This is a genomic window from Pseudomonas sp. MWU12-2345, assembly GCF_023242385.1.
In the GTDB taxonomy this organism is placed as follows: domain Bacteria; phylum Pseudomonadota; class Gammaproteobacteria; order Pseudomonadales; family Pseudomonadaceae; genus Aquipseudomonas; species Aquipseudomonas gingeri_D.
In genome coordinates, this window is the sequence record NZ_JALLJA010000022.1 from 89756 (window position 1) to 113749 (window position 23994).

27 protein-coding genes and 1 pseudogene are annotated in these 23994 nt (G+C 55.7%); 13 read left to right on the forward strand and 15 right to left on the reverse strand.

The window, feature by feature from the left end:
• Positions 1–110: 110 nt before the first annotated feature.
• On the forward strand, positions 111–2189 hold the full coding sequence (locus M5C71_RS29765) for a multicopper oxidase family protein (protein WP_248769402.1): 2079 nt from the start codon (positions 111–113) through the stop codon (positions 2187–2189).
• A gap of 211 nt (positions 2190–2400) precedes the next feature.
• On the opposite strand, the gene M5C71_RS29770 is transcribed toward M5C71_RS29765, so the two are convergent.
• From M5C71_RS29770 to M5C71_RS29780, 3 genes are read right to left on the reverse strand one after another with little or no spacing between them, the layout of a single operon-like run.
• Positions 2401–3270, reverse strand: coding sequence for a nucleotidyl transferase AbiEii/AbiGii toxin family protein (locus tag M5C71_RS29770; protein WP_248769403.1), 870 nt, complete (start codon positions 3268–3270; stop codon positions 2401–2403).
• Positions 3258–4313: a type IV toxin-antitoxin system AbiEi family antitoxin gene (locus tag M5C71_RS29775; protein WP_248769404.1), complete on the reverse strand. Its 1056-nt coding sequence runs from the start codon at positions 4311–4313 to the stop codon at positions 3258–3260. Before M5C71_RS29775 ends, M5C71_RS29770 begins: the two co-directional genes overlap by 13 nt.
• A 14-nt stretch (positions 4314–4327) precedes the next feature.
• Positions 4328–4597 carry a hypothetical protein gene (locus M5C71_RS29780; RefSeq protein ID WP_177104465.1) on the reverse strand — a complete coding sequence of 90 codons (270 nt, stop codon included), beginning with the start codon at positions 4595–4597 and terminating at the stop codon, positions 4328–4330.
• 70 nt (positions 4598–4667) lie between these two features.
• On the opposite strand from M5C71_RS29780, the gene M5C71_RS29785 reads away from it, so the two are divergent.
• Complete coding sequence (locus M5C71_RS29785) at positions 4668–4868, forward strand: hypothetical protein (protein ID WP_248769416.1); 201 nt, start codon at positions 4668–4670, stop codon at positions 4866–4868.
• Positions 4869–5151: 283 nt separating this feature from the next.
• Here the strand turns inward: M5C71_RS29785 and M5C71_RS29790 are convergent, their stop codons facing one another.
• Positions 5152–5685 carry a hypothetical protein gene (locus M5C71_RS29790; protein WP_247263354.1) on the reverse strand — a complete coding sequence of 178 codons (534 nt, stop codon included), beginning with the start codon at positions 5683–5685 and terminating at the stop codon, positions 5152–5154.
• Between the two features lie 109 nt (positions 5686–5794).
• Positions 5795–6565 (reverse strand): NERD domain-containing protein, encoded by a 771-nt coding sequence (locus M5C71_RS29795; protein WP_248769405.1) that lies wholly within the window; start codon positions 6563–6565, stop codon positions 5795–5797.
• Positions 6566–6978: 413 nt separating this feature from the next.
• Between M5C71_RS29795 and M5C71_RS29800 the strand changes: the two genes are divergently transcribed.
• The gene (locus M5C71_RS29800) at positions 6979–7377 is read left to right on the forward strand and encodes a carboxymuconolactone decarboxylase family protein (RefSeq protein ID WP_248769406.1); all 399 of its coding nucleotides are present in this window, start codon (positions 6979–6981) and stop codon (positions 7375–7377) included.
• Between the two features lie 43 nt (positions 7378–7420).
• On the forward strand, positions 7421–7699 hold the full coding sequence (locus M5C71_RS29805; protein ID WP_248769407.1) for a hypothetical protein: 279 nt from the start codon (positions 7421–7423) through the stop codon (positions 7697–7699).
• Positions 7700–7794: 95 nt separating this feature from the next.
• On the opposite strand, the gene M5C71_RS29810 is transcribed toward M5C71_RS29805, so the two are convergent.
• Complete coding sequence (locus tag M5C71_RS29810; protein WP_248769408.1) at positions 7795–8850, reverse strand: AraC family transcriptional regulator; 1056 nt, start codon at positions 8848–8850, stop codon at positions 7795–7797.
• 239 nt (positions 8851–9089) lie between these two features.
• Here M5C71_RS29810 and M5C71_RS29815 point away from each other — a divergent pair, with 239 nt between their 5' ends.
• The 4 genes from M5C71_RS29815 to M5C71_RS29830 all read left to right on the forward strand — a co-directional run bounded on the left by M5C71_RS29815 (position 9090) and on the right by M5C71_RS29830 (position 14928).
• Positions 9090–10508, forward strand: a complete 1419-nt coding sequence (locus M5C71_RS29815) for a glutamate decarboxylase (protein ID WP_248745416.1) — start codon at positions 9090–9092, stop codon at positions 10506–10508.
• 89 nt (positions 10509–10597) lie between these two features.
• Complete coding sequence (gene aspT / locus M5C71_RS29820) at positions 10598–12286, forward strand: aspartate-alanine antiporter (protein ID WP_103495393.1); 1689 nt, start codon at positions 10598–10600, stop codon at positions 12284–12286.
• A 59-nt stretch (positions 12287–12345) separates the two neighbouring features.
• Complete coding sequence (locus M5C71_RS29825) at positions 12346–13941, forward strand: bifunctional aspartate transaminase/aspartate 4-decarboxylase (RefSeq protein WP_103495392.1); 1596 nt, start codon at positions 12346–12348, stop codon at positions 13939–13941.
• Positions 13942–14439: 498 nt separating this feature from the next.
• Entirely contained in the window at positions 14440–14928 is a 489-nt protein-coding gene (locus M5C71_RS29830; RefSeq protein WP_248769409.1) for a GNAT family N-acetyltransferase, read from the forward strand.
• A 370-nt stretch (positions 14929–15298) separates the two neighbouring features.
• Here M5C71_RS29830 and M5C71_RS29835 read toward each other — a convergent pair.
• Positions 15299–15472 (reverse strand): annotated as a pseudogene (locus M5C71_RS29835) (integrase); the annotation flags it as partial.
• 30 nt (positions 15473–15502) lie between these two features.
• Between M5C71_RS29835 and M5C71_RS29840 the strand changes: the two are divergent.
• Both M5C71_RS29840 and M5C71_RS29845 read left to right on the forward strand, forming a co-directional pair.
• Complete coding sequence (locus tag M5C71_RS29840) at positions 15503–15763, forward strand: hypothetical protein (protein WP_248745415.1); 261 nt, start codon at positions 15503–15505, stop codon at positions 15761–15763.
• A 419-nt stretch (positions 15764–16182) separates the two neighbouring features.
• A complete protein-coding gene (locus M5C71_RS29845; protein WP_248745414.1) occupies positions 16183–16404 on the forward strand; it encodes a hypothetical protein in 222 nt (73 codons plus the stop codon).
• On the opposite strand, the gene M5C71_RS29850 is transcribed toward M5C71_RS29845, so the two are convergent.
• Positions 16380–16637, reverse strand: a complete 258-nt coding sequence (locus tag M5C71_RS29850; RefSeq protein WP_248745413.1) for an ogr/Delta-like zinc finger family protein — start codon at positions 16635–16637, stop codon at positions 16380–16382. The genes M5C71_RS29845 and M5C71_RS29850 overlap by 25 nt on opposite strands.
• A 188-nt stretch (positions 16638–16825) precedes the next feature.
• Between M5C71_RS29850 and M5C71_RS29855 the strand changes: the two genes are divergently transcribed.
• From M5C71_RS29855 to M5C71_RS29865, 3 genes are all read left to right on the forward strand, one after another.
• Entirely contained in the window at positions 16826–17158 is a 333-nt protein-coding gene (locus M5C71_RS29855) for a hypothetical protein (protein ID WP_248745412.1), read from the forward strand.
• A gap of 17 nt (positions 17159–17175) precedes the next feature.
• Positions 17176–17793, forward strand: coding sequence for a DUF2335 domain-containing protein (locus M5C71_RS29860; RefSeq protein WP_248769410.1), 618 nt, complete (start codon positions 17176–17178; stop codon positions 17791–17793).
• A gap of 190 nt (positions 17794–17983) precedes the next feature.
• A complete protein-coding gene (locus tag M5C71_RS29865; protein ID WP_248769411.1) occupies positions 17984–18463 on the forward strand; it encodes an RICIN domain-containing protein in 480 nt (159 codons plus the stop codon).
• Positions 18464–18685: 222 nt separating this feature from the next.
• On the opposite strand, the gene M5C71_RS29870 is transcribed toward M5C71_RS29865, so the two are convergent.
• The 7 genes from M5C71_RS29870 to M5C71_RS29900 all read right to left on the reverse strand — a co-directional run bounded on the left by M5C71_RS29870 (position 18686) and on the right by M5C71_RS29900 (position 23818).
• Positions 18686–19606: a phage portal protein gene (locus M5C71_RS29870; protein ID WP_248745518.1), complete on the reverse strand. Its 921-nt coding sequence runs from the start codon at positions 19604–19606 to the stop codon at positions 18686–18688.
• Positions 19607–19786: 180 nt separating this feature from the next.
• Positions 19787–20401: a Fic family protein gene (locus M5C71_RS29875; RefSeq protein ID WP_152737815.1), complete on the reverse strand. Its 615-nt coding sequence runs from the start codon at positions 20399–20401 to the stop codon at positions 19787–19789.
• Positions 20398–20565, reverse strand: a complete 168-nt coding sequence (locus M5C71_RS29880) for a YhfG family protein (RefSeq protein ID WP_090234743.1) — start codon at positions 20563–20565, stop codon at positions 20398–20400. Before M5C71_RS29880 ends, M5C71_RS29875 begins: the two co-directional genes overlap by 4 nt.
• A gap of 370 nt (positions 20566–20935) precedes the next feature.
• The gene (locus M5C71_RS29885) at positions 20936–21562 is read right to left on the reverse strand and encodes an HAD-IA family hydrolase (RefSeq protein ID WP_248769412.1); all 627 of its coding nucleotides are present in this window, start codon (positions 21560–21562) and stop codon (positions 20936–20938) included.
• A 255-nt stretch (positions 21563–21817) separates the two neighbouring features.
• Positions 21818–22330 carry a bifunctional diaminohydroxyphosphoribosylaminopyrimidine deaminase/5-amino-6-(5-phosphoribosylamino)uracil reductase RibD gene (locus M5C71_RS29890; RefSeq protein ID WP_349294022.1) on the reverse strand — a complete coding sequence of 171 codons (513 nt, stop codon included), beginning with the start codon at positions 22328–22330 and terminating at the stop codon, positions 21818–21820.
• A gap of 81 nt (positions 22331–22411) precedes the next feature.
• Positions 22412–23011, reverse strand: coding sequence for a histidine phosphatase family protein (locus M5C71_RS29895; protein WP_248769413.1), 600 nt, complete (start codon positions 23009–23011; stop codon positions 22412–22414).
• 102 nt (positions 23012–23113) lie between these two features.
• Entirely contained in the window at positions 23114–23818 is a 705-nt protein-coding gene (locus M5C71_RS29900; RefSeq protein ID WP_248769414.1) for a DJ-1/PfpI family protein, read from the reverse strand.
• Positions 23819–23994: the final 176 nt, after the last annotated feature.

The window sequence follows — 23994 nt, forward strand, 5'->3', positions numbered from 1 at the left end:
TATGCCTGCACGGATTGCAGCTGTTGGATGCTTATGCCATTGCGCCTGCTCCCCGCCTCTTTCCTGTGCCAAAACCACGAAGTTCACGGTTGCTCCGCAGGAGAAACACCATGACAGGAATGCGCAAGGACAGGCCCCTTTATCCGTACGCTCTGGGGCTGCTGGCCCTGGGAGTGATGGGGGCCGCCACCACGGCACAGGCAGTGGAAGCCTCCCGGCTGTTCAACAACCCGCCGCCCCTGGAACAGCAGGCACCGACGGCCAAGGTGGTGGAGGGCACGTTGATGCTCAAGTCCACTCCCACGCCCTTGGCACCCCAACCCCATGTCGGGCGTGAGCGGCAGTTGGACCTGATCATCAAGTACACCAAGAACGAGATATTCGATCCGGCCACGGGCGCGCAAGTGCCGGTGATGTTGCGTAGCTACGTCGGCACCGGTGTCGACCCCAAGGCACCCTTTATCGCCCCCACCATCGACGTGACGCCGGGCGACACCGTCCGCATCAGCCTCAACAACCAGTTGCCCCCCGACCCCAGCTGCACCGCCCACGACAGCAGGCCGGACGTGCCGCACTGCTTCAACGGCACCAACCTGCATTCCCACGGGTTGTGGGTCAGCCCCACCGGTAACAGCGACAACGTGCTGCTGTCGATCAACCCCGGGGTCAGCTTCCAGTACGAATACAACATCCCGGCCGACCACCCGGCGGGCACCTTCTGGTATCACCCGCATCGCCATGGTTCCACCGCGATCCAGGTCGCCAGCGGCATGGCCGGTGCGCTGATCATCCACGGCGATCGCAAGCCGACGGCCGACACCAACGGCGATATCGACACCCTGCTCAAGGGCGCTGATGGCAAGTCTTTCAAGGAACGCTTGCTGGTGTTCCAGCAAATCCCCTATGCATGCCGGGACACGGCCGACAAATTCCGCTACAAGCCGGTGAGGGACAAGGACGGCAATATCGTCAAGGACAAGGATGGCAAGGACAAGATGACCCTGGACTGGACCTGCAAACCGGGCGAGGTGGGGGTTGTCGAGTCGTTCGACCAGTTGCAGCCTTCCAGTTGGCCCGACTCGGGGCGCTACACCAGCGTCAACGGCCTGGTCCAGCCGATCTTCGACGATGCACGGCCCGGTGAGGTAGAACGCTGGCGCCTGGTCCACGCGGGGATTCGCGACACCATCCGGCCGCTGTTCCGCAAACTCAAGGACAGCGCCAAGCCGGCCAGTGACAAGGGCATCGCGGCCCTGGCGTCGGCCAATTTTATCGAAGAGCAATGCACCGGCCAGCCGGTCGAATACCAGGTGATCGCCTCCGACGGCCTGACCATGGAACAGGCCCAGAGCCGTCAGGTCATCACCCTGCAGCCGGGGTATCGCAACGATCTGCTGATCGTCTTTCCCGAGCCTGGGCGTTACTGCGTGACGGATGAACCTTCCACGGCTTCAGGCGGGGTCAGCCAGCAGGCCAACGGTCGTCAATTGCTCGGCTTTGTCGATGTGGGCCCTGGGGAGAAAGTGGCGAACACCAAGGCTCGCCTGACTGAGGAACTGCTGGCGGCGGCGGAGCGCAACATGCCGGCGGACATCAAGGCCACGGTGGTGGCGGATCTGAAAAAAGACCTGCGCTTTGACAAGTTCATCCCGCACCCGAGCATTGTCGACAGCGAAATCAAGGGTGAACAGAAACTGGTGTTCCTGATCGATACCAAGGACCCGAACCACACCAAGTTCGCCGTGGGCACTACGGCGGAAAATGCCGTGCCTTATCAGCCGGGGGTGATCGATCGTCATCTGAAGCTGGGGGATGCGCAAACCTGGATCCTGCAATCGGCGTTTGCCAGTCATCCGTTCCATATTCATGTGAACCCATTCCAGATCGAGAAAATCATCGGCCCGGATGGCGTGGATCTCAGTGAGCCGGGTGCGGTGGACAAGACGGACAAGAACGACGCGCAATATGCGGGGATGAAAGGAGTGTGGAAAGACACGTTGTTCGTCAAAGGCAAGACGGATGGCAGCGGGATGTACACCTTGTATGTGCGGACTCGGTACCAGCGCTATATCGGTGAGTTCGTGCTGCATTGCCACATTCTTGATCATGAGGATCAGGGGATGATGCAGAACGTGAGCATCGAGCTGCCGGATGGGGTGGGGGGGACTACGATGGGGGCGCATCACTGAGGCGAAAGAGCTCGGCCTTTTCTGATGGCTAAGGTATGAAATCGGCCCTGCTTACGGTTGTGTGAGGAGGGCCGTGTCATTTGGGGCTTGGAAATATGTGAAATTATGCTGGAAAACATAATTATGGTTTTTCACATAATTTGGCATAACCGGACCTCCGGAATGCGGATGGTGTCTTGGTTTCAGGATCAGTTGAATGACCCAGGCAGCCTCATTTTCTCAAGTCCAGTTCACGTAGAAGTGCATCCACCTGCCCGAATGCATCCTGTTGCCATTGATCCGCTGTTCGCTCACCCAGGATCTGCGTGTCCTCGACAAACCGGCGCACGGAGGTGGGCCCATAGCCTTCGACCACATCAAATTTATCGGCGATGTATCGGAACCCCTGCTCACCACTGTCCCGTTCCAGCACCGGGCGGCATTCGCGAGCGAGTGCTTCAATGCCGTCAGGGTAGTTTCGAACGCAATAGTAGATGTCGTAGGCATCTTTCTGTTTGTGTCGGCCGGCCAGCGCATAGCCCTTCATCGCCAGCAAGGCGGGAATGGAGCACACCGCGATTTCTACGCGGTTTTTACCGCCCGTTGGCATGGGGCCTTCAATAGCCACCATTTGGTAGAAACGCATTGCCAGGTCAGCACCATCGGCACGCTGTACCGCGAAGTCACTCAGGATCGGCGGCACGTTGCGAATGATCTCGGCATCGCGGGGCATTAGAAAGTCTACGATCACGTCGATGGGAGCATCGCCCTCCTGCACGGTGATCTGGCGGCTCAGTTGAAAGCGTCTCAGCTCGCCACGTTGCTGATAGCCATGTCCCATCAGAGTACCGATCAATGTCGCGTACTCCCCATCACCCAGCGCCTCGGCATCCAGGCTCAGATCAATATCCAGTGTTCCCACATGCTGCATATCCTCATTGGCGAGCAGCAGCCAAGGGACGGCGCCGCCGATGACCGCGAACTTGCCGCGGAAGCTGCCAAGGATCTGGCCGATCTCCACCAGCACGGTCTTGACTGCGTTGGTGGTCCGATCATCGTAGTCGGCCGCAGATTGCGGCTCTTTTGATATCACTGGCTCCATCTGAATTTTTCCTGTCGTAGGTAATGGGCGGCTTCTTGTCCGCGCTCCCCTGCGATGGAAAGATCCAGATAGGTTTGGATGGGGTCGGTGCACAGGACACCGGGGGAGGGCTCAACCGTATCGAAGAGTAGGGCTTTATCCTTCGGCAAGGTAATGACGATATTGTCTCCTTTGGTAACTGGAGTCAGCTGTAGCGCCTCTTTCAGCACCTCCAGCCCTTGGTGATCGGCGTAAAAATGCAATGTGCCAACCCGGGCGTAAGGGGCGATCCAGTTCGAGGCGGAGAACGAAGAAAAACAGCCATGGCCCTTTAAATCCTGATTGAACGCGCGGCGTGCTGCGTCCTCTAGAAGGGAGCCATGCAAGGGGCTATAAAAGCGCTTTCGCTCGCCAAGTGGGGCTTCGTAGCCTGAGCTCCAGGCGTCCAGCAACTCGTCGGGGGCAGATAGATACAGGCCAGCGCTCGTGGTCCGTGCCCATTCCCGATCCAGCAGGGCGGTTCGTACATTGCTGACGTGTCCCAAGCTCACGCCGGTAGCTTCGACCAGCTCAGTGACTCGCCATGCTTTCTCTGGTTCACGCAGCATGGCGCGCAGCAGTCGTGCCGATTTAGGCTTGAACAAGGATTTGAGCGCTCGGTGCTCGGTGGTTGGCTTGTCGGTGACCTGGCGTTCGATAAAGACCCCATCGAACGCTATCCAGGCATTACCTTGCAGGTCGAGGAATCCCACCTGTTTATCGCGGCACATTGCTCTGGTCGCAGGTGACAGGTAGGGGGCTACAAGTACCGGGATGGAGTTTTTTTTGTAGGCGACATGTTCATGCAATTGCAGAAGGGCGTTGCGTACGTGTCGCGGCTGTCCGTTGGGCAGCACCTTGCAGACCAACGTATGTGCCGTTTTCGCCGTTTTGATGTGAGCGAGCAGATCGGCAGCGTCGGTCGCCTCGGCAACGTTCTGCTCCAGGCTTTCGATCTCGATGATCGATACCTGGCTCAGAAGCTGGTGCAAGGCTTCGCGGGCTTGAGTGATCATCTCTTTCATAGAAAACCTATATTTCAGCGTTTGCTGAAATTAGTTAGTTTAGTGAAATAAGTCAAAATTTCACCAATTCTGCCTATTTCAACGTTTGCTGAAATGGCGCGGTTTTCGTGGGGCACGCTGGGCATGCAGCGTTGCCAGCTACCCATACACATTCGGCTGCGGTAAGCGGGTATGACAATGAACTGCGTTGGCGTGAGCTCGAAACGGCGGAACTCAATGGCGACGAGATCAGCCTGCATACCAATCCCGTCGAGCGGGCATTGTTCTGGGGCTCGTTCAAGCATGAAGTGCAATCTATATCAGCAGTCACCGCTTTTGATGGCTGCTGAGTTTCCCAATACAGGAGTCCCCGTGATGGTAGTCGCCGAGAAAGCCAGTCGGTCCCTGTCCACTTGGATAGACGAAGAAGAGCTCCGTCGGATGACCTACGAAGCTTTGGCCGATGTTGATGCCGGTCGTTTTATTGAGCACCAGACGGTCCAGACCTGGGTCAGCGGTCTCAGTATCGATATCCGCAACTGCGGGCCTTACAATGGCGTACTCCCTTCAAGGTGATCTGTGAAACCTGGACTCAAATCCAGACCGTTTCACAATTAATCCTCACCCTCTCATTTCGGGACCGAACACCTAGGTGCTTTCCGTGCTGGGGATGTAGCATTCGGGGGAGGTGACGTGAGAAATAGGATCTGCGCTTAGGCAAGCATCGCCGCCAGAAATAAATCTCTTCTCTTTGACTGGTATTGTTGGATTTTATTGTTGCTCGAGTTTAGCGGAAATGCTCGACTCGTTTGAGTTTTGGTGTGGGCGAGGTAGCTTGGTTGAGTTGAGAGTAAGTTTGCTATTGTTTTTGTGTGTTTTTTGTAAATAGGTTGTTCCACTCCTGGATCAGGAATATGTCGTGATAATTTCTCTCGCATAAAGATTGAAGCGTGTTGAGCTTTTCTTGGTCTTTTTCAGACAGGTTTGTGATTTCAACAGTGGGGCATTTGTCTCTTTTTTCTAGCGCGGGGGTTAGAAGTTTGTTTGAGTTCAGCATTCTAAATGCAGGGGCGCTCAATTGGTCACCGGCCTTTGAGGTGAAGTGAATCGGGGCACTGACGTCAATGATTTCGACAGCCCACTTCCTAATATCATCATCTCCGCCCGTGCGGGGTTCTTGTAGGATTTTTAGAGCCATTTGGACGTAATCCTTACGTATTCCGGTTTCTGAAATAGAGCGCTGTGCACTCCAGCCAGCAACTGCAATTATTAAGGGTATTACTATTAAGGCAAAGGTTTGTGCTAGCTTATAACTCTTGTCAAGTGCTGATTCGGAAAGCGCTTTTTTTAATGGGTTTTTATAATTTCTTTTTAGGGGGTCGTGGTTTTGCAACGGTATGTTCCTTTTTGTAGGAAGCTAATATTTTTTGCCTTTGCCGAATCCATCGATCTCAGCGATAGTCCACTTCACCCAACTCTATCAGCTCATGTCCGAAAGCTAACTATAGGCCTTGCCTTACTCTGCACTTGGGAAATTTCGAACAGCCCCAGAATTGCTGTCCTGCCTTCGTGCCAGAATTCACGGTGCGGATCACCAGCTTGTTGCCGCATTTCGGGCATTGCCGCTCGGCGTTTGGGTCGCTACGGCGTTTCAGGTTTTGTACATGTTCGCGGTGGGTCGCGAGGGATGGGGCGCGCCGGCTGGTTTGCAGGGCCAGCATGAGGGCGTCGACTTCGGCCTCACTGAATACCCTCTGCTGGAATGATTTGATGTAGCGGATAAAGCCAATGCCCTGGGTGACGTTGGTCGGCATCTGAGTCTTGAAGGTGCTGCCGCCGATGAAGGTGATGACCGAGTGCAGGTGCGCGGCGCTAACGCCAAGGGTGGCTTCCAGGGCTTTGAGGTGTTTGTAGTTCTGTCGCAGTGGGTTCTGGAACTTGAACGTGCGTTTGTAGAGCTTTTGCGTCCACTGTGGCTGGTTCTCGCTGCCAAAAATCCAGCCCCTCATGTTCTTCGTTTCCAGCACGAAGATACCGTAAGGCGAGAGGAAGACGTGGTCGATCTGCGTGGTGCCGTCAGGTGTGCTCAAGGTGACGTTGTGCAGACGGCGGTAGGTCTGCTTATCCAGTTGCCAATGGGCGAACAGACGCACCAGGAGTTCGCCGATCTGACCCTTGACCCAAGGCAACTTGAGCAAGCCGATCAGCAGAATCAGCGGGATCAGCCAGCCAAACGTGCTCCAGAGCTGCGCGATGATGGGGGTGAAGTCCATTTCTTAACCTTCAGCAATTCAAAGAGTCCTTCAGCGCTGAGCGGCTGTAGCGCCGCTGGTAGCTGTTTTGGCGATGGTGATGCAGGTGCTACAGGTAGCGAATCCAACGACCAAAGAAGCCTGAGCCATCATATTGGCATTATCGACGTTTAGAAAGTCGGAATTAACCAAGTGCTTTCAGTGGGGCTCGCGCAAAGGGTAACGCCGTGGCTTGTCCCCGCCACGGTTGATAACCCGAGGTACCTAGTGGTGCGTCATTGCGCCAAAAAAATCTAAACCCATCTTGTTGTTTCTACGATGTTTAAACGTTTATTGCCGGAGCCATCCTGCCGCCGGCTTGGGCCTGGCCGCCAGCGAACTAAACTGGATGTACCTCTGAAGCAGATGTCTCCAGAGAGGTCAGGAGGTGTCAGATGGCCATTTATGATACTTATCGGGAAATTGAAGAGGCCCTCGGTGTGGTACCGGAGTGGATCAAGCAGATGCCGGAAGGTGGAGCGAACGGATTCTGGGGAGTGGCTCGGGACTTTTGGCTGGCAGATACCAAAATCCCGAATAAGTACAAGGAGTTGATTGGTCTGGCGGTCTCCGGGGCAACCCGTTGTAAGTACTGCACCCTGTTCCATACCGAAGCCGCGCGCTTGTTTGGCGCAAGCGACGAGGAAATTTCCGAAGCCAGCTTGATGGGCGCGGTGACCATGATGGGCAGCACCTTTATTAACGCCCAGCAAATCGACTACGAGCAGTTCCGCCAGGAAACACTGAGTATCGTCCGCTATGTCAAAGATCACTCGCAACCCAAGGCCGCTTGAGCCGTTGCGGGAACCAGCCCTTCGCCAACTGACGAAGGATCACTTGATTGCAATCACCGGCGATGGTCCGAGGACCACCGCCCGGTGGCAAGCGGCGGTGCTGCGCGCCATCAGTGAACTGATGCGATACAGCGATACCGCCCGCGAAGATAACCAGGACCTGCGCATTCCATTCGCCAAAGCACTCCATGACCTCTATGCGGGACGCAAGTCCGACGCCGAGTTGACGGAAATGGTGTTGCTGATGCTGGAAGTGGAAAGCGCGCCCTTGCTCGGCAAAGGCCCCGAGGCGGGAATGGCATCTGGGAACAATGATCTCTGAGAAGTGGACAGGGCCAAAAGAGAGTCTGAAGAGGAGTGATGGGACACCCTCCAGCCCTTCTGCCCGTCACAAAAGTGTGTAGCGCTCCTCAAAAATCACGAGAGCCCGCTAGCCACTGCATCCCCCAACAAACCCTCCCTCGCATCCCGAGTCTTCGACGTCAACAGCATCCGATACTGCCCCGGTGTCATGCCAAACCACTGGTGGCAGGCACGATAAAAGCTACTCAGTTCCCGAAACCCTACCCGATACGCCGCTTCCTGCAAGGTGCAGCACAGATTACCCAGATGAAACTCAGCCTGGCCCCGGCGCGTTTCATTGGCCAACTCCTTATACGGCTGACCGGCCTTCTGCAGCAGCCGTTGCAAGGTACGCTTGCTCATGCACAGCTTCCTGGCCATGTCTTCGATATGCGGGACGCCCTCGCTCAGCGACTCCAGAATCATCTTGCGTACTTCCCCCGGTACCGAGAAATAACGGCGGGTCGACAGGTGCATCTCGGCAACCAGTTCATGCAAGGTTGCCAACTCCTTGTTCGCCGACGAAAGCGGTTTTTCCAGATCGCTGTTGGCCAGCACAATCGAATAGCAGCTTTCGCCGTACTTCACCGGGCAATGGAATGTGTGCTCATACACCGAGACATCCGCCGGAATCGAATGCATCACGCCGACTCCGCGCAACTGAAGCGCCGGGCCGACCAGCATTCGACACAGCCCGAACATCGTGGCAATGCCGGCATCGCCGTATTGGCGCGGGACCTGGTTCGCGTCCAGAAAGTGACAGGAGAACCGATGCTGCCCGCCCTCCTTGTGCAAGGACATGGCGATAGAGGTGTCGAGCAGGGCCACGAAGTGCACCAGCCGTTCCAGCGCCGCGTGCAACGTGGCGCTGGACATCATCACATAACCCACCACATCGAAGATGCCGGGGCCGGTCTGCGAGGTGGCGCGCAGACCGATGTCGGGGTCGTGGGACAGTTCGGCGGCCAGCGTATAGAGGCGGTAGAGCTTGACCCGCGGAATCCATGACTCGTCGAAGCTCAAGGCCTGCACGTCCAGGTCCACGGTCTGGCAAAAGCTGTCGATGTCCAGCCCCGTCGACCGCAAGGCGTCGATCATGAAATGCGCTAATGAGGGGATGACCTCAGGCATGGATGTTCCTTGATGGTTGCTGTGAAGCACAGCGCGCGCTGGCGATAGACCATCGAACGCTGCCGTCGTTCAGGTCACGGCGCTGTCCCTCTCAAATGAAGCAGATGGCGCCAGATGCCAAGGCCATGGCGCCGTAGGCGATTGCCGGCCAGTGCGGCGAGGGTCAGATTGAGCCCCGGGCCGAGCCCAAGCACGCCCTACTGTTTGCCTGGCTCCGTTGCCGATTATGGAGTTACTTCATGGCTTTGCACCAGACCGTAGAAACGCGCGACCCCTCCATTGAAGACGTCTACTCAAGCGGTGCCTCAGAGCGCCGCCTGCCCAAATACCGACTGCCCGACCACTCCACCGCACCCTCGACGGCCTATAACCTGGTGCGCGATGAGTTGCTGCTCGATGGTAATTCCCGGCAGAACCTGGCGACCTTTTGCACCACCTGGGTCGAGCCGGAAGTCCAACAGTTGATGGCCGACTCCATCGACAAGAACATGATCGACAAGGATGAATACCCGCAGACGGCTGAAATTGAAAACCGCTGCGTGCATATCATCGCCGATCTCTGGCACGCGCCGAAGTCGTGGCAAACCGTGGGCTGCTCGACCACGGGCTCCAGTGAGGCGGCCATGTTGGGCGGCCTGGCCCTGAAGTGGAGCTGGAAGAAACGTCGCGAAGCCGCGGGCCTGCCGACCGATAAACCCAACTTCGTGTGCGGCCCGGTGCAGATCTGCTGGAAGAAGTTCGCGCGTTACTTCGACGTAGAGATTCGCGAAGTGCCCCTGCGGGACGGCGCGCTAGGTCTACGGCCCGAAGACTTGCGTGAGTTCTGTGACGAAAACACCATTGGTGTGGTGGCGACGCTGGGGGTCACCTTTACCGGTATTTACGAACCCGTGGCGGCACTGGCCCATGAACTTGACAGCCTCCAAAGTGAACTGGGACTGGATATTCCCATCCATGTCGATGCGGCAAGCGGCGGCTTTATCGCGCCCTTCATCCAGCAAGAACTCAGCTGGGATTTCAGCATCGAGCGGGTCAAGTCGATCAACGCCTCGGGCCACAAGTATGGCCTGGCGCCCCTGGGCGTCGGCTGGATTATCTGGCGAGCCAAGGCCGACTTGCCGGAAGAGCTGATCTTCTACGTGGATTACCTGGGCGGCAATATGGCCACGTTCGCCTTGAACTTCAGTCGCCCGGGTGGCGAGATCATCGCCCAGTACTACAACTTCCTGCGTTTGGGCCGCGAGGGTTATACCCGTATCCAGCAAGCCTGTTCGGACACCGCCCAATGGCTGGCGTCGGAGATCGCCAAGATCGAGCCGCTGGAATTGGTCTACGACGGCAACGGTGGTCTGCCGGCGGTGTGCTACAAGCTCAAGGACGGTATCGAGCACGGCTTCACCCTCTATGACCTTTCCGAACGCGTACGCATGCGCGGTTGGCAGATTGCCTCGTACCCACTCCCGTCCGATCGCCAGGACATCGTGGTTCAGCGAGTCCTCGTACGCCACGGTGTCAGCCGGGATTTGATCGCGATGCTGCTGGATGACCTGCACAAGGCCATCGCCTTCCTGCAGAAAAATCCGGTCCCGCATTCCGAGGCCGGGCCTACGTTCAACCATGGTGCCCTGTCGGCCGCCGATACCACGGCCAACCTTTAGCCCCGCCTGACTCCGACCACCCGGGGCGCGCCTTCCATTGCGCCCCGGGTGGTCGTGCCCTTTATTGCAAATAGCTTAAGGAAAGCAATGTGAATTGGCTCCAAAGCACTCTGCGTGCCTACCCGGAGATGGCGATTTTCCTGTCCCTGGGTTTGGGATTCTGGTTTGGCGGCAAGTCATTCAGGGGGTTCAGCCTCGGCGCGGTGACCTCCACCTTGATTGCCTCACTGATCATCGGCCAGGCGGGGATTGTCATCTCGCCCAACGTCAAGAGCACCTTCTTCCTGATGTTCCTGTTCGCCGTCGGTTATGGCGTGGGCCCGCAGTTTGTCCGTGGCATCGCCAAGGATGGTTTGCCACAGGCGTTGTTTGCCGTGGTCATGTGCGTCCTGTGCCTGGCGGCACCGTTACTGGCCACCTGGATCGCCGGTTATGGCCTCGGCTCGACGGCCGGGATGTTCGCCGGCTCGCAGACGATCTCCGCCTCCATGGGGCTGGCAACCGATGCGATCAATCGGCTGGGCCTGGACGCCGAGCAGGCCCGCCAGCAACTCGATGCCATGCCCGTGGCTTACGCGGTCACCTACATTTTCGGTACCGTCGGTTCGGCGCTGATTCTGGCGTTGCTGGGGCCCAAGCTGCTGCGCATCGACCTGGTCAAGGCCTGCAAGGATTACGAGCTGAGCATGGGCGGGCATCAGGACATCGCCAGCGAAGGCACGGCCTGGCACCGCTACGTGCTGCGGGCCTACAAGGTGCCGGAGCACAGTGCATTTATCGGCCTCAGTGTCGTCCAGGCCGAAGCGCATTCCCATGGCAAGCGAGTGTTTATCGAGCGGCTGCGACGCGGGGGCAAGATCGAGACCTTCACTTCCGCCACCACCCTTATGGCCGGGGACATCCTGGCGGTGGGTGGCCTGAACGCCGACATCCTGGAACTGCTCGGCCATTCCGAAGCCGAGGTGGACGACCCGGAGTTGCTGGCGGTGCCGGTCGAAGGGGTCGATATCTTTGTCACCAATAAACAATACGATGGCCAGACGCTGGAGCAACTCTCCCACCTGCCGGGGGCCCACGGGGTGTTTATTCGCCGGATCAAGCGCGGCGCAATCGCCGCCGAGTTGCCGGTATTGCCCAAGACGGTCATTCACCGTGGCGACATCATCACCCTGGCCGGGCTGACCTCGGACACCTCCGCAGCCGCGAAGGAGTTGGGCCAACCCGACCGCAAGAGCGACATGGCGGATGTGGCGTTCATAGGCCTGGCGATCTTTATCGGCGCGCTGATCGGCGCTGTGGTGTTCACCGTCCATGGCGTGCCGATCACGCTCTCCACCGCCGGTGGCGCGTTGATCGCCGGTCTGGTCTTCGGCTGGTTGCGCTCGATTCACCCGACCTTCGGCAGAATCCCCGAGCCCACCGTCTGGTTCATGAACTCGGTGGGCTTGAACGTCTTCATTGCCGTAGTCGGCATCAATGCCGCGCCGGGCTTCGTCCATGGCCTGCAGACCCTGGGTGTGAGCCTCTTCCTCTGGGGCATCTTCGCCACCTCGGTGCCGCTGATCCTCGGGATGTTTATCGCGCGCTACGTCTTTCGTTTCCATCCCGCCCTGGTGTTGGGTTGCTGCGCCGGTGCGCGAACCACCACCGCCGCGCTGGGGATGATCTGCGAGACCGCTAAAAGCAACGTCCCGGCCCTGGGTTACACCGTGACCTATGCCGTCGGCAACACATTGCTGACCATCTGGGGAATGGTGCTGATCGTCATTCTTTCCTGAGATTGCCCTTCCGTATTCCCGCGCGGCCACTGGGTCGCACGTCAGACAAGGCCCCGTTCATGACCCATGATTACAGCCAATACGCAGCGCTGAGCCCCTTTGAACTCAAGGATGAACTGATCAAGGTGGCGAGCAGCCGAGAAAATCGCCTGATGCTCAACGCCGGTCGCGGCAACCCGAACTTTCTTGCCACGCTGCCGCGCCAGGCGTTTTGCCAACTGGGGTTGTTTGCCAACCACGAGGCCGAGCTGTCGTTTTCATTCCTGGGCAATGGCATCGGCGGCTTGCCGAAAGTCGAGGGCATCGAAGCGCGCATGGACCGCTTTCTGGCCGACAACGCCAGCCAGCCAGGTGTTGATCTGCTGATGAAGATCACCAGTTATGTGCGCGACCAACTGGGCCTGGACGGCCCGGCGTTCCTCCATGAAATGGTCGAAGGCATCCTGGGCTGCAACTATCCGGTACCGCCGCGCATGCTGAGCATCAGCGAGAAAGTGGTGCGTGAGTATCTGGTCAAGGAAATGATCGGCGGCACCGTCTCGCGGGACGACTTCGATATTTTCGCGGTCGAAGGCGGCACGGCGGCCATGACCTACATTTTCAACAGTCTCAAGGAAAACAAGATCATCCGCGCGGGCGATAAGGTGGCGATCGGCATGCCGACGTTCACGCCTTATTTCGAGATTCCGGTGCTGGAAGATTACGGTCTGGAGGTCGTGCATATCGACGCCTCACCGGAGCTGGACTGGCAGTATCCGCAGGCCGAACTGGACAAGCTGCTGGACCCGGCGATCAAGGTGTTCTTCGTGGTCAACCCGAGCAACCCGGCGTCGGTGCGCATCGATGACCGCAGCCTGGCTTATATCGCCGAGTTGGTGGAAAAGCAGCGCCCGGATCTGTTCATCATCACCGATGACGTGTACGGCACCTTTGCCGACAACTTCACCTCGCTCTTTGCCACCTGCCCACGCAATACGGCCCTGGTGTACTCGTTCTCCAAGTACTTCGGTTGCACCGGTTGGCGCCTGGGGGTGATTGCGCTGCACAAGGACAATATTCTCGACCAGCAAATCGCCGCGTATGACGAGGATAAGCACGCCGCGCTCAACCTGCGTTACCAGACGCTGGTGCCCGATACCTCGAAATTGAAGTTTATCGACCGGCTGGTGGCGGATAGTCGCTCAGTGGCGCTGAACCACACCGCCGGCCTGTCGACGCCTCAGCAAGTGCAGATGGTGTTGTTCTCGTTGTTTGCCCTGATCGACAGTACCGACAGCTACAAGCAGGTTCTGAAAAAACTGATTCGTCAGCGTCACCACGCCCTTTACCGTGAGCTTGGGGTGGCTATTCCGGTGGACGCGTTCGAGGTGGAGTACTACACGCTGCTGGACTTCGAGCAGATCACCGAAGAGCTGTACGGTGAGGCGTTTGCGCGTTGGGTTCATGACAATGTTGACCCGAATACGCTGTTGTTCCGGATCGCTGATGAGACGGGGATCGTTATGCTCCCGGCCACGGGGTTCGGCACCAAGAAGCCGGGCGGGCGTTTGTCCCTGGCCAATCTCAATGAGTATGACTACGCCAATATCGGCAAGGCTTTGCGCAAGCTGGCGGATGGTGCTTACGAGCACTACAGGGCGTCGTTGGAAAAGTGAGAGGCATCTGAAGGGGGGGCTCAATCGGCGCGGAGTTGAGTTTGTATGGTGCGGTACCAAGGGGGCGAGCCCAGGACGTGGTTGACCATCCATGTCTACACCTCCCTGGATTTGCTCGGTAAGAGGAAAATCATCGAGCCCTCTGCGGCCGCGCTCTTCATAAAGCTGCCCGACCAGATCTTCCTGGGCGGGTGCCCTACTTTCGTAGTGGACTGTGTTTTGATGCATATCAGTCATGACTGAGGGCCCGGTGTATGCGTCCGGCCAACACACCTTCCTGACCCCGACACCAAAGGCGATGGTATCCACCTGATTTATGATCTGACCCCGCAATGTTGGACATCAACTGAAGGACGCCCTCACGCGCCTGTTGACGCAGCGCGCAAGTGAGATTGCGGAGCTGCTGCCGCATCAGTGGGCGCCCCGATAACCAGGCAAGGTGTTTGAGCAAATAGTGGTGAGCTAGAATGCCGAATGCATAGACCTCAAGGACGCGCGATGATATTGCAACACAGGCCAGTGAAGGCTGATGACATCAAAACTATCTGTAGCTTTCCCCTTAACGCTCAGGAACTGTTTTATATGTTCCCGAAAGCTCAATACCCTCTGACTGAAGCTCAGCTGTCTAACGCTATTACTCAACGATTCGACTCGACGATTGTGGAGGCCGGGAATAGCGTCGTCGGCTTTGCTAACTTTTATCGGGTTGAAACGGGTGGGGTTTGCTGTATCGGCAATGTCATCGTTGCCCAAGAGGCAAGAGGTAGAGGTGTGGCGACCTTCATCGTGGAGACGATGACTGCCCTGGCGTTCGACCGCTATGACGCCACAGAGGTGCAGATCTCGTGCTTCAACGAAAATACAGCAGGCTTGCTGCTTTATCCAAAACTGGGCTTCTTGCCCTTTGCTGTCGAAGAGAGATCTTCTCTGGATAGTCGTAGGTCAGCACTCATCCATATGACCCGCAGCAGAGCAGGCCGACCATAACCTCACCTTGAAAGTCCGGTTAATACAGCTGCTTTTAGGTATTCAGTCAACTGCGTTGTTTCTGGTGTGTCAGTGCTGAGTGGGCATCACTGTACAGCCTAAGGATCAAGGGATGGGATTACTGGACGATTACGGCCCGGTTCAAAAGATCGAGTTATACCAGCCTCCCAAAGCTTTATGAGAATGCCGATTGCAAAAAACGGCAGCCACCGAGAACGGTGGCTGCAAATGGAGATAGCACTTCCTGCGTGCGGCGGGCCGTACCTGCTGATCAGGGACCCAACCACCGCGTGTGCCAGCTCGATCAAACGAGCGGTTGCCTACGGTGATGCGTGATGGTGTGAGGTCGACCCTTCAAGCAGCGCATCTACGGTGTCCATCGAACAATATTGTCCCGGCTACCTTTTCGGCGATTGGTCAGAATGCCTTCTTCCAGTTCATTCTCATCGGTCAGGGTAATGACCTCTATGCCGCGCAGCCGACACAGGTAGGCCAGCTCCATGACGTAACCGAGGTATTCAGGGCAGCCGCCTTTTTCATTGCGCGTGAGCAACCCGTCGATGTCGAGAGCCTGGTGAAAAGCCTGTACCACGGACAAGTGCCGATCTACCGGGCCAGCCCGGCCCGTGAAAAGCAGGCCCGGTTACAGCTCGGCGTGACCTCGGCTTTTCACATCTACCACGCCAGCCATGTGCTGGAGGTCTACACGGCGTTCGGCGTGTTCCAGGTGCAACTGCCCCGACATGAGTTCCTGGTGGGCATGGTCGATGCCCTGAGCACCCGGCGGCTCGGCATGGTGAGGTTCGAAGGCATATCGGATAAAGACGGTTGGTAGAACGTCAAAAACGCTGAACCAAGGCAGGGGGCGTTGACTGATTAGGCATTTAATCTCGAAGAAAATAACAAACAGGATGTAGGATTTTATCCGCCAATCATATGGAAGAAGCGAAAGCTAAATGCCGCGACGGCCAACACGAAGGAAATCAAGAAGATCACCATCAGATTCCCCTGACAAATTTTCAATAATGAATAACCGGACCACATAAAAAAGAGAGTTATTTGTCAGAGCAATATCTAAAGAAAAAAACACTTACAAAATAAAATTACACTTAAAAAACAATCAGTTAAAAGAAAAGGCGTCGCATCGAAATATACTCACACATCCACAGCCCCCTTCAGCTACAGCCTTGACTGTTTATTTTATTCGTCCGTAAAGTATGCCGGAGTCTTCCGACTATTAAAGGAGAAATAAGTTTGGCAAGCTTGGACTGCAAAGTAATAATAGAAGCATTGGACACCATCGGCGAAGTCTCGCGTGTTGTGACCTGTATGGGCGTGACGGTCGCCGCCAGGTCCCTGGATGAATACGAAAGCAGCGGTGTCACCGCCGTGCTCAATTGGTCGACTCAACGGCTCGATAACTGCTTGAACGTGCTGAAGGGAGCCATGCTTCAGGAAGGTAAAGCGCCCAACTGATCGAACAGCTCTCGCTGCTTGGCCGCCGGCAGCTCACGCAGGCGGTCAAACAGCAACTGATCGCCACTTCCGGCCGGCGGTCGCAGGCTATGGGAGTAGGTCAGGTTCATGACGAACGTATGACCACAGACAGGGTCCAGACATTGGCAATACAGCTTGGTGAACGCAGACGAAAGCTGCTCCCGCGAAGCGATACGGCCCTTGGCCCCGCAACTGCCACAATAGATACGCAATGACCTGTCCCCCGACGTATGGCGTAACACACTGAAAACATAATATATGGGGGACTTTAACATCTCGGACACCAAATCTAGGCGCCGAGCTAACATCTTGAATAGGTTTAGCCCTTTACGCTGTTACGCTTTTGGCTATATTTTCAGTACATGTACCCATTCAATGTTTTAAACGCAGAAGAATGGACTTGTCCTACAAAACCGCAGGGCAAGCACGACGAGGCACCGCAGACATGGCGAAGTACAAACTGGATTTCGACGCATTTTCCTCCGTTCTAAACCTGTATCCCGACGGCGACCCCTATGAGGAAGCCGACCAACTGGCCAAGAAGGTCAGTGAAGGTTCACCGGTCACTCAAGACCCCCGGACAGTGTCCGCATTGAAATCAATCGTTGATATTGATCGCTATAGCAGCGCCCGTAGTTTGGGAAGTGATATCAAAAGGTTGACTGACGACTATCAAGCCGCCTCCAAACAATTTTTTGCAACGGTGCGCAACGCCAGGCGAACTCAAGCCTAAGGATCGATCCTTAACCGATGATCAAACAGACAGAACCTAAAGCATCGGGTGAAAAAGAAACAACACTCGAATTAGACCCCGCCGCTGACTCCGGCGAAATCGTAGAAGAAGTCTCCGCCGCGCTGCAAGCGTTGGGGGAATACGATCCCGCCATCAGTGCACTGCTCAACAGTAGCCAAAGCAAAGCCACGCTCGACGCCATCTCTATGGTCGCCATTTCGATTGCTGAAGAGCGCCACCTTGCGGGTACTCTGTCAGCACGACAACTGAGGGAATACGAGTCCGTTGTAGAAGGCGGCGCCCACCTCATGTTCGAGTTGATGAAGAACGAACAAACCCATCGGCACAAAATGGAGATGGGTATGCTTGATGTTCGTAAAGAGGAACTTACTGCAACGTTAAACAATCAAGCGACAGACCTGACCGTTAGGTCTAATTCATTGCACCTGATTGAGCAACGTGAACGGCGAGGCCAAAACATCGGTGGCGCTTTGGCTTTCGGGGTGTTGGTACTGGGCGGGTATCTCATCCACCTAGGGCATCCTGAAATCGGTGCTGGCATGATCGGCTCCACGATGGTGGCCATCGCCGCCGTATTCGTGACGCGCAGACGCCCTAAAAAGCCCGGCCAATAATCGCCCCAAAACACCGGCATGGAGGCGCATGATCCTCACGCGCGGCGCGTGGGCAAGCTTGCGTTTCTCAGCACTCAGCTACACTGAGTGCTCGGGTATTATGTGTCAGCCAGTTGTTGGCAAGCGCTCTACTCTTCGCCATTGCTGTATCCATTGTTGTTACCTCACCAGTAAACAAAGGAGAACTGCAATGAGCAAGAGTACCGATACCCCCGATTCTACAACGTCAGATCAGGCACATACATATGGCTCGAACCGGGCGGTAACCATTCCAACGGGGCCAGTGAAAATATGTACAGCTTTAAACGAAGCTTTTTTTCTCGAGTTTAAAAGTGCCGAGGATAATGCCATAAAAATTATTAGCACGGCCACTTCGTTATTCCCGCTCTGGGTGTTTAAACCTAGCTCGATAGTAGGTGCATACGAAATTCAATTCTTCACGGCGCCTAGCATGTATATAGCTACGGGACAGTCTGGACAAGATGTCGTCGCTAATACTTGGGGGAGCTCTTGGGATATTTGGGATGCGGGAGACGGCCTTGTATATATCCAACAGATTGGTTACGGTAGGGTTCTAAGTGTTTGGGGGGGAGGCGCCTTTGAGGGTAACCGCATCGTCCTCAATGAGAGAGGCGGGATCACAGCTCAAAAATTCAGGTTAAAGGCCTAGCCCAGCATGATTCCATCCGACGGCAGAGGAAAATACGATTGCGACCCTCGATACTTTCTTAGTGAACTGCGCCCGATGTCTATCGGCACTACTGAGAGTCCGGAAAATTAAGTCATATCAAGTACGAGTTTTTTTTGAGCAAGCTTCTGCAAGAATGGGGACGTAAAAGCCCCATTCTTGCAGCCGTTCTCACGTGCGAGAATATCCAAGGATGTCTCTAGGTCACTTTATCTCTAGCCACTCGACCCGTTGCTCACTCCTCAAACACCCATTCACTTGTAAAAACAGCTGCCTAATCGGTCGTATTTCATTATTCATATAAACCCGGTCGATCTTTTCAATGTCCCCAAAACCTGCCGCATTTTCCGGCATCACCCCGGCCAACGCTGGGTTCATCCTCCACGCGGCGATCACGTCGTTGCGCGTGATGTTCTTCACCCGCTCGAATTCGTCTTTCGTCGCAATATCCCCCACCGGGATGATCTGAATCGCCTTGTCGCTCCCCCCCGGAATGTTCACGAACAACGAACGAAAATTCCCGACGCCCTTGCTCCCGGCAATCTGGTGTTTCAGCCGTTTCTCGTCCTCCTCCGACAGGTCGGGGTCGTTGGTATAAAACACATACCCTGCATGGGCCCCGTTGTTGTAATAGCGGCGCCGAAACAGGGTCGCTGACTCGTTCAGCAGTAACGCATGCATGCCCCCCAGATAATCCGGCACGCCGTAGATGTCCTGCTCAACGTCGTACTCCTTCACGTGCTCCACCTCGTCTGCGTCAAAGTGCAGCTCCTTCCCATGGGGCAACAGCATCACAAATCCGCCGCCGACCTTGCAGCGCATATTGATCGCCGGCAGATGACGCAGCTCCAGCACCTGCCCAATCACATTGCGCAGCCGCTGAAAGTACGCCTCCCCGAACACCATGAAGTCCAGTGCAGCGCGCCCCATCGTCTCTGCACTGCACCCCGCCGAGGGCTGGAAGTCACGCAGCAAAAGATTGCGCTTGAAGCGCGGGATCGTGCCGTGATGCGCGTTGGCGCGTAGCAACCGGGCCAACCCGGTGCGAGACACTGGCGGCGTATACAGCCGACCGTCGTGGCTGGCGAACACGCCGAGATATCCGCCCAATTCGTTGGACAGCACCGGCTCCGGCTCGCCAAAACTGAACACCTGCACCGGGCGCTTCTCTTGAGGTTGCTGCTTGAGTACGGTCATCACGGCCTCCTCACAGCAAAAGACTAAGTTCGCACCTTGAATTTTGCGCCACCTCCGTGAGGTGGGGAGGCCGGCCAGATGATTCTCAGATTTATTTTTTCGGTGTGTTTAGGAGTACGTGTCTTCCATGATCGGCAGACCAATGCAGCGGTCAAATATCTGGATCAGTTGGTCATCATCACCATGAAATGACTGATGATTCGCTTCAATCCATTCTTGTTTGTCGACTTCCCACCAATTGATCTCGTAGCCCGCGTTGACGATGATCCATTCGAACAGCATTCGCTGGGCTCGCCCGTTACCTTCTCGGAAAGGGTGTGCGACGTTCAACGTACCGTAGGACTCGGCGACGGCTGTGACCAGCAAGTCGCGTGAATAGCCTTCAAACCAGCCGTTGGACTCGATTTTTCGGAATTCTCTGGCGGCTTCCGGCTCTATGCGATCAGGGACGCAGAACTGATTTCCACCTTTGCTGATCTTCACCGTCCGGATCTCGCCGGCCCAACTATAGATAGATGAGAATAGGGTGCGATGAATTTGTTTCAGAGTATCCAGGCTGTAGGGTGGCTCTATGAACTCAAGCCGCTCTGCGGCAGTTTCAGTGAGATAGCGTTCGGCCTCGTTGAGGTCGTCCTCTTCATGCAAATCAAGTAGATTTTTGAGGATGCCTGTTCCCGGGTAACAGTAGGGGTCCTGATCGACCCCGTATTTGTCGTTACTCAAGCTTTGATTTGCCGAACGGCCATGAGCGCAGCTTCGCGAGTGGGAAGCTTGTGATCGTCATTCGGGGAGGTCGTAAACCCCTCGAGGCGCAAGCTGGCCGCGAAGTTGGATTTACGGTGTTTGGCGAAGTAGGCTTTTTTGGCTTGAAAACTCAGCTTTTCCACGTCTGCTCTCCACGGATGGGTGCCCGAGAGTATAGCTTATTCAACTACCTGTTTGGCTCCGCATCAGCGGCACTCGTCGCCTTGGGAGGCGTGCCCCCCGAAAGCCAAGCTGGCAGGACATTTCGTCAGGCAAAAAAAAGCCTCGCATCGCTGCGAGGCTTTTTAATATGGTGCGGCACCAGGAGTCGAAGCGAACCATAACTTGCTGATAAGTGGCGTTTTATAAAGCCTATGAGAGCAGGCTTATCTCTAAATCTACCCTGATGATGTCATCGACGCTCTCGCCCGGCCAGGCAACGCCTGTCCCTACAGCACCTCTATTTCAGCGAGCACTATTCGCCGTTGCATTGAGGCCAGAAATCAGGTCGAGTTACCCAATACGCCTCGCGGCCAATTGCAGCGTGTCTATTTGGCCCGCGAGCGTGCTGGACTTATTCCACTCAATAGCATTCCATCCCAAGTTGCGCGCAGCCAAAACATTTGCGGGGGTATCGTCTATCAGGAGTAGCTGTTCGGGCCGGAGTCCAGACAACTCGGTGACTTTTTCATAAAAATGGGTCTCTGGCTTCCTGCAAGACAGCGCAGCGGAATAGAAAATACCGTCGCAATACTGAGCTAGGCCAATCGACTCCATCAGATACCTTGCACGAAGGTGCTCCTGATTGGTCGCAAGATACACCTTGACGCCATGACACCGTTGTTCGTCGAGCTCAGCGAGCAATCTCAGGTCAAGCCGGGCATCATTTTCAAACCAATACTTCAATAATGTTTGTGGCGAAAGACCCGGTGCGATGCTCGGCAGCACGGATTTCAGCGTCGCCTCCAAGCTTAATTTACCTGTGACTATGTCGCCCCAATGCGGCTCGAAGAGCACCGCATGAAGATCTGAGAATGCCAGCCCAAGATCCTCTTCAAGAGAGGAAGCCCAGCCCTCTCCATCGGAGGGTCGACCATTAACAATGACGCCATCCACATCGACCATAATCGCGTGTATCACAGTTGCCTCCGTGAGGTAGTCGTGACTGTCCCTGAGTACATTTCTGATCTCCATTAACCGATGATGCTTCTCGGGGGTGAACATATAGGTACGGCTAACGTCGGTATAAGATTTGTTATGCATAACCTTAGGAGCAGCTGGGTTCTGGGTGACTTCGCCAGATGCTTATGGGTAATGGACGAAAACTGATGAGCGCTGCGCGGGAATGGGCGTAACCGTCCGGGCATCTCCACCTTGCGCTGAGATACCAACGATTTACTGATCATTGCGATCCGACGATCCACGCGGTTTGCTTACCAAAAAATCAGCTAAGTCCTCAGCAGCTTGCTCCGCCAAAAAGCCGACAATGACTGTAAGGCCTGCATCTCGTAGCATTCTTATTCCCGCTCCAGAGTTTCTTGGATCGGGATCAAGCAGCCCAACAAACACTGTCTCAACTCCGCTGTTTATCAGTGCCAGAGCACAGGACGGAGTTCGACCATGAAAGGAGCAGGGCTCAAGCGTGACAAAAGCAGTCACCCCGGAGCAGTCACTCGATAAGCCGCTTAGAGCCATTGCTTCCGCGTGATGGAACCCAGGTGCTTGTGTATAGCCTTGGGCTATCACGACGTTGTCCTTGACCAGCACGCAACCTACCGGCGGGTTTGGAAGGCATTCAGGTAAGGCTAAACGCCCTTGGGCAAGAGCAAGCTGCATGAAATGGGTGTTGGAGGGGGGACTAGCCATATTCGATGGGTGCTCATCCTTGGTAGCCGACTCTTGGCACATCGGCTTAGTCAGTGCTGTACAGACGACACTATGTACTTACATTCAAATTCATGCGGGCGCCCATTCATGCAGTAGCCAGCATCACACCAGAGGCAGCGAGCCTCTCAGAATGTCAGTATCAAGCGTTGGAATCTCGAAACTCTCCAAGATCAGCATGCGGCCGTTTGAGAGCTGCCAGTGGTAAAAATCTGAAAAATCCCCTTTGGCCATCGCGCGGATGACCTTTGCAACGAAGCCGTGCGCGACGAGCAAAACAGTTTTTGACGAGTATTTCGATTCCAGCTCAACCAAACCGCTTCGTACTCTCTTCACTACGTCTGAGATCGACTCACCGCCGGTTGGTCCGGCATCCCAACGTCGAGTGATATTTTGCGACCAAAGCTGCGGGTATTGCTCTCTTGCGTCAGCTTGAGTCAATCCCTCAAAAACTCCGACATCCCGCTCTCGGAAACACTCCATAATCTCGATCGGGAGCTTCAGCCTTTCGTTAATGATCCTCGCAGTTTCTTTAGCCCTTATGCGAGGGGAGACGACGAGTGCATCAAGATTCTTGGGCAAGTATTCGCCAAGCGCTTCAGCTTGCCGCCGCCCCAGTTCGGTCAGCGCTGGATCAAGTGAACCGAGATAGCGCTGTTCGGCATTGGCCCAGGTTTCCCCGTGCCGTACGACGTATAAATGCATGAAATCCATCTTAATGAGTTAAACCGGGAACCTTACCAACTGAAGCCGCTCGGGCTGTTGTGACGAATCGGGTACAGGATGCTTACACTTGAACAGCAAGCTCTACTCAATGGCTGTTAAATACGCTTGCCCAGCAGCTAGGATCGTCGCTGCCCTACGACGCTCGATGAACGAACTCATTTTATCTTTCGTTCGCGATAGCAATTCTGCAGGCGCGGAGCGAGGCGAACCGACGTCATAGGGTGGGCGAGGATCGTATTCCATTTGCAGCTGGATCTCCTTGGCCACTTCCTCTCCTGCCACCAAGGCGACTACGCTAAGTGCAAAGTCAATTCCGGATGTCACACCGGCCCCCGTTAGCCGATCACGGTCTTGCACTACTCGTTCATGCACGGGCACTGCGCCCAGCAGACCCAATTGATCGATCGAGGACCAGTGGCAAGTTGCTCGATAACCTTTGAGCAAACCCGCTGCTCCTAAAACCAGTGACCCCGTACAAACAGAGGTGATCAGTTGGCAAGTCTTCGCCGCCTGCCTCAGAAAATCCAAGGTTTGCTGGTCGCTCATCAGTTCGATCTGACCCGCCCCTCCGGGAACACAGATCACATCGAGTGGAGGGCATTCGTCATAGCGGGTAGTCGGTAGGATCCGCATGCTGCGATCGGCCGAAACAGGGTCGAGATCTTTCCAGAGCAAATGAACCTGCGCTCCAGGAAGTCTGCCGAATACCTCGGCGGGTCCGGTGAGATCAAGCTGTGTCAGATTGGGGAACAGCACAAGGCCGATTTGGAGTTTTGGAGAGGGCATCAATGCCTCCATGGCAGTCACAGAAGCACGGTAATTTACTCCGCATTTAGTCCTGGCTTTAGACGAAATTGTCTTCAATGAGGAGCCATTTGTTATTACGAGAGCGCTGAGTGTCTGAACGAGCCCCATGAAAGACAGGACACCGTTCCCCCCTTAAGATAAGGGATAGGCAAACT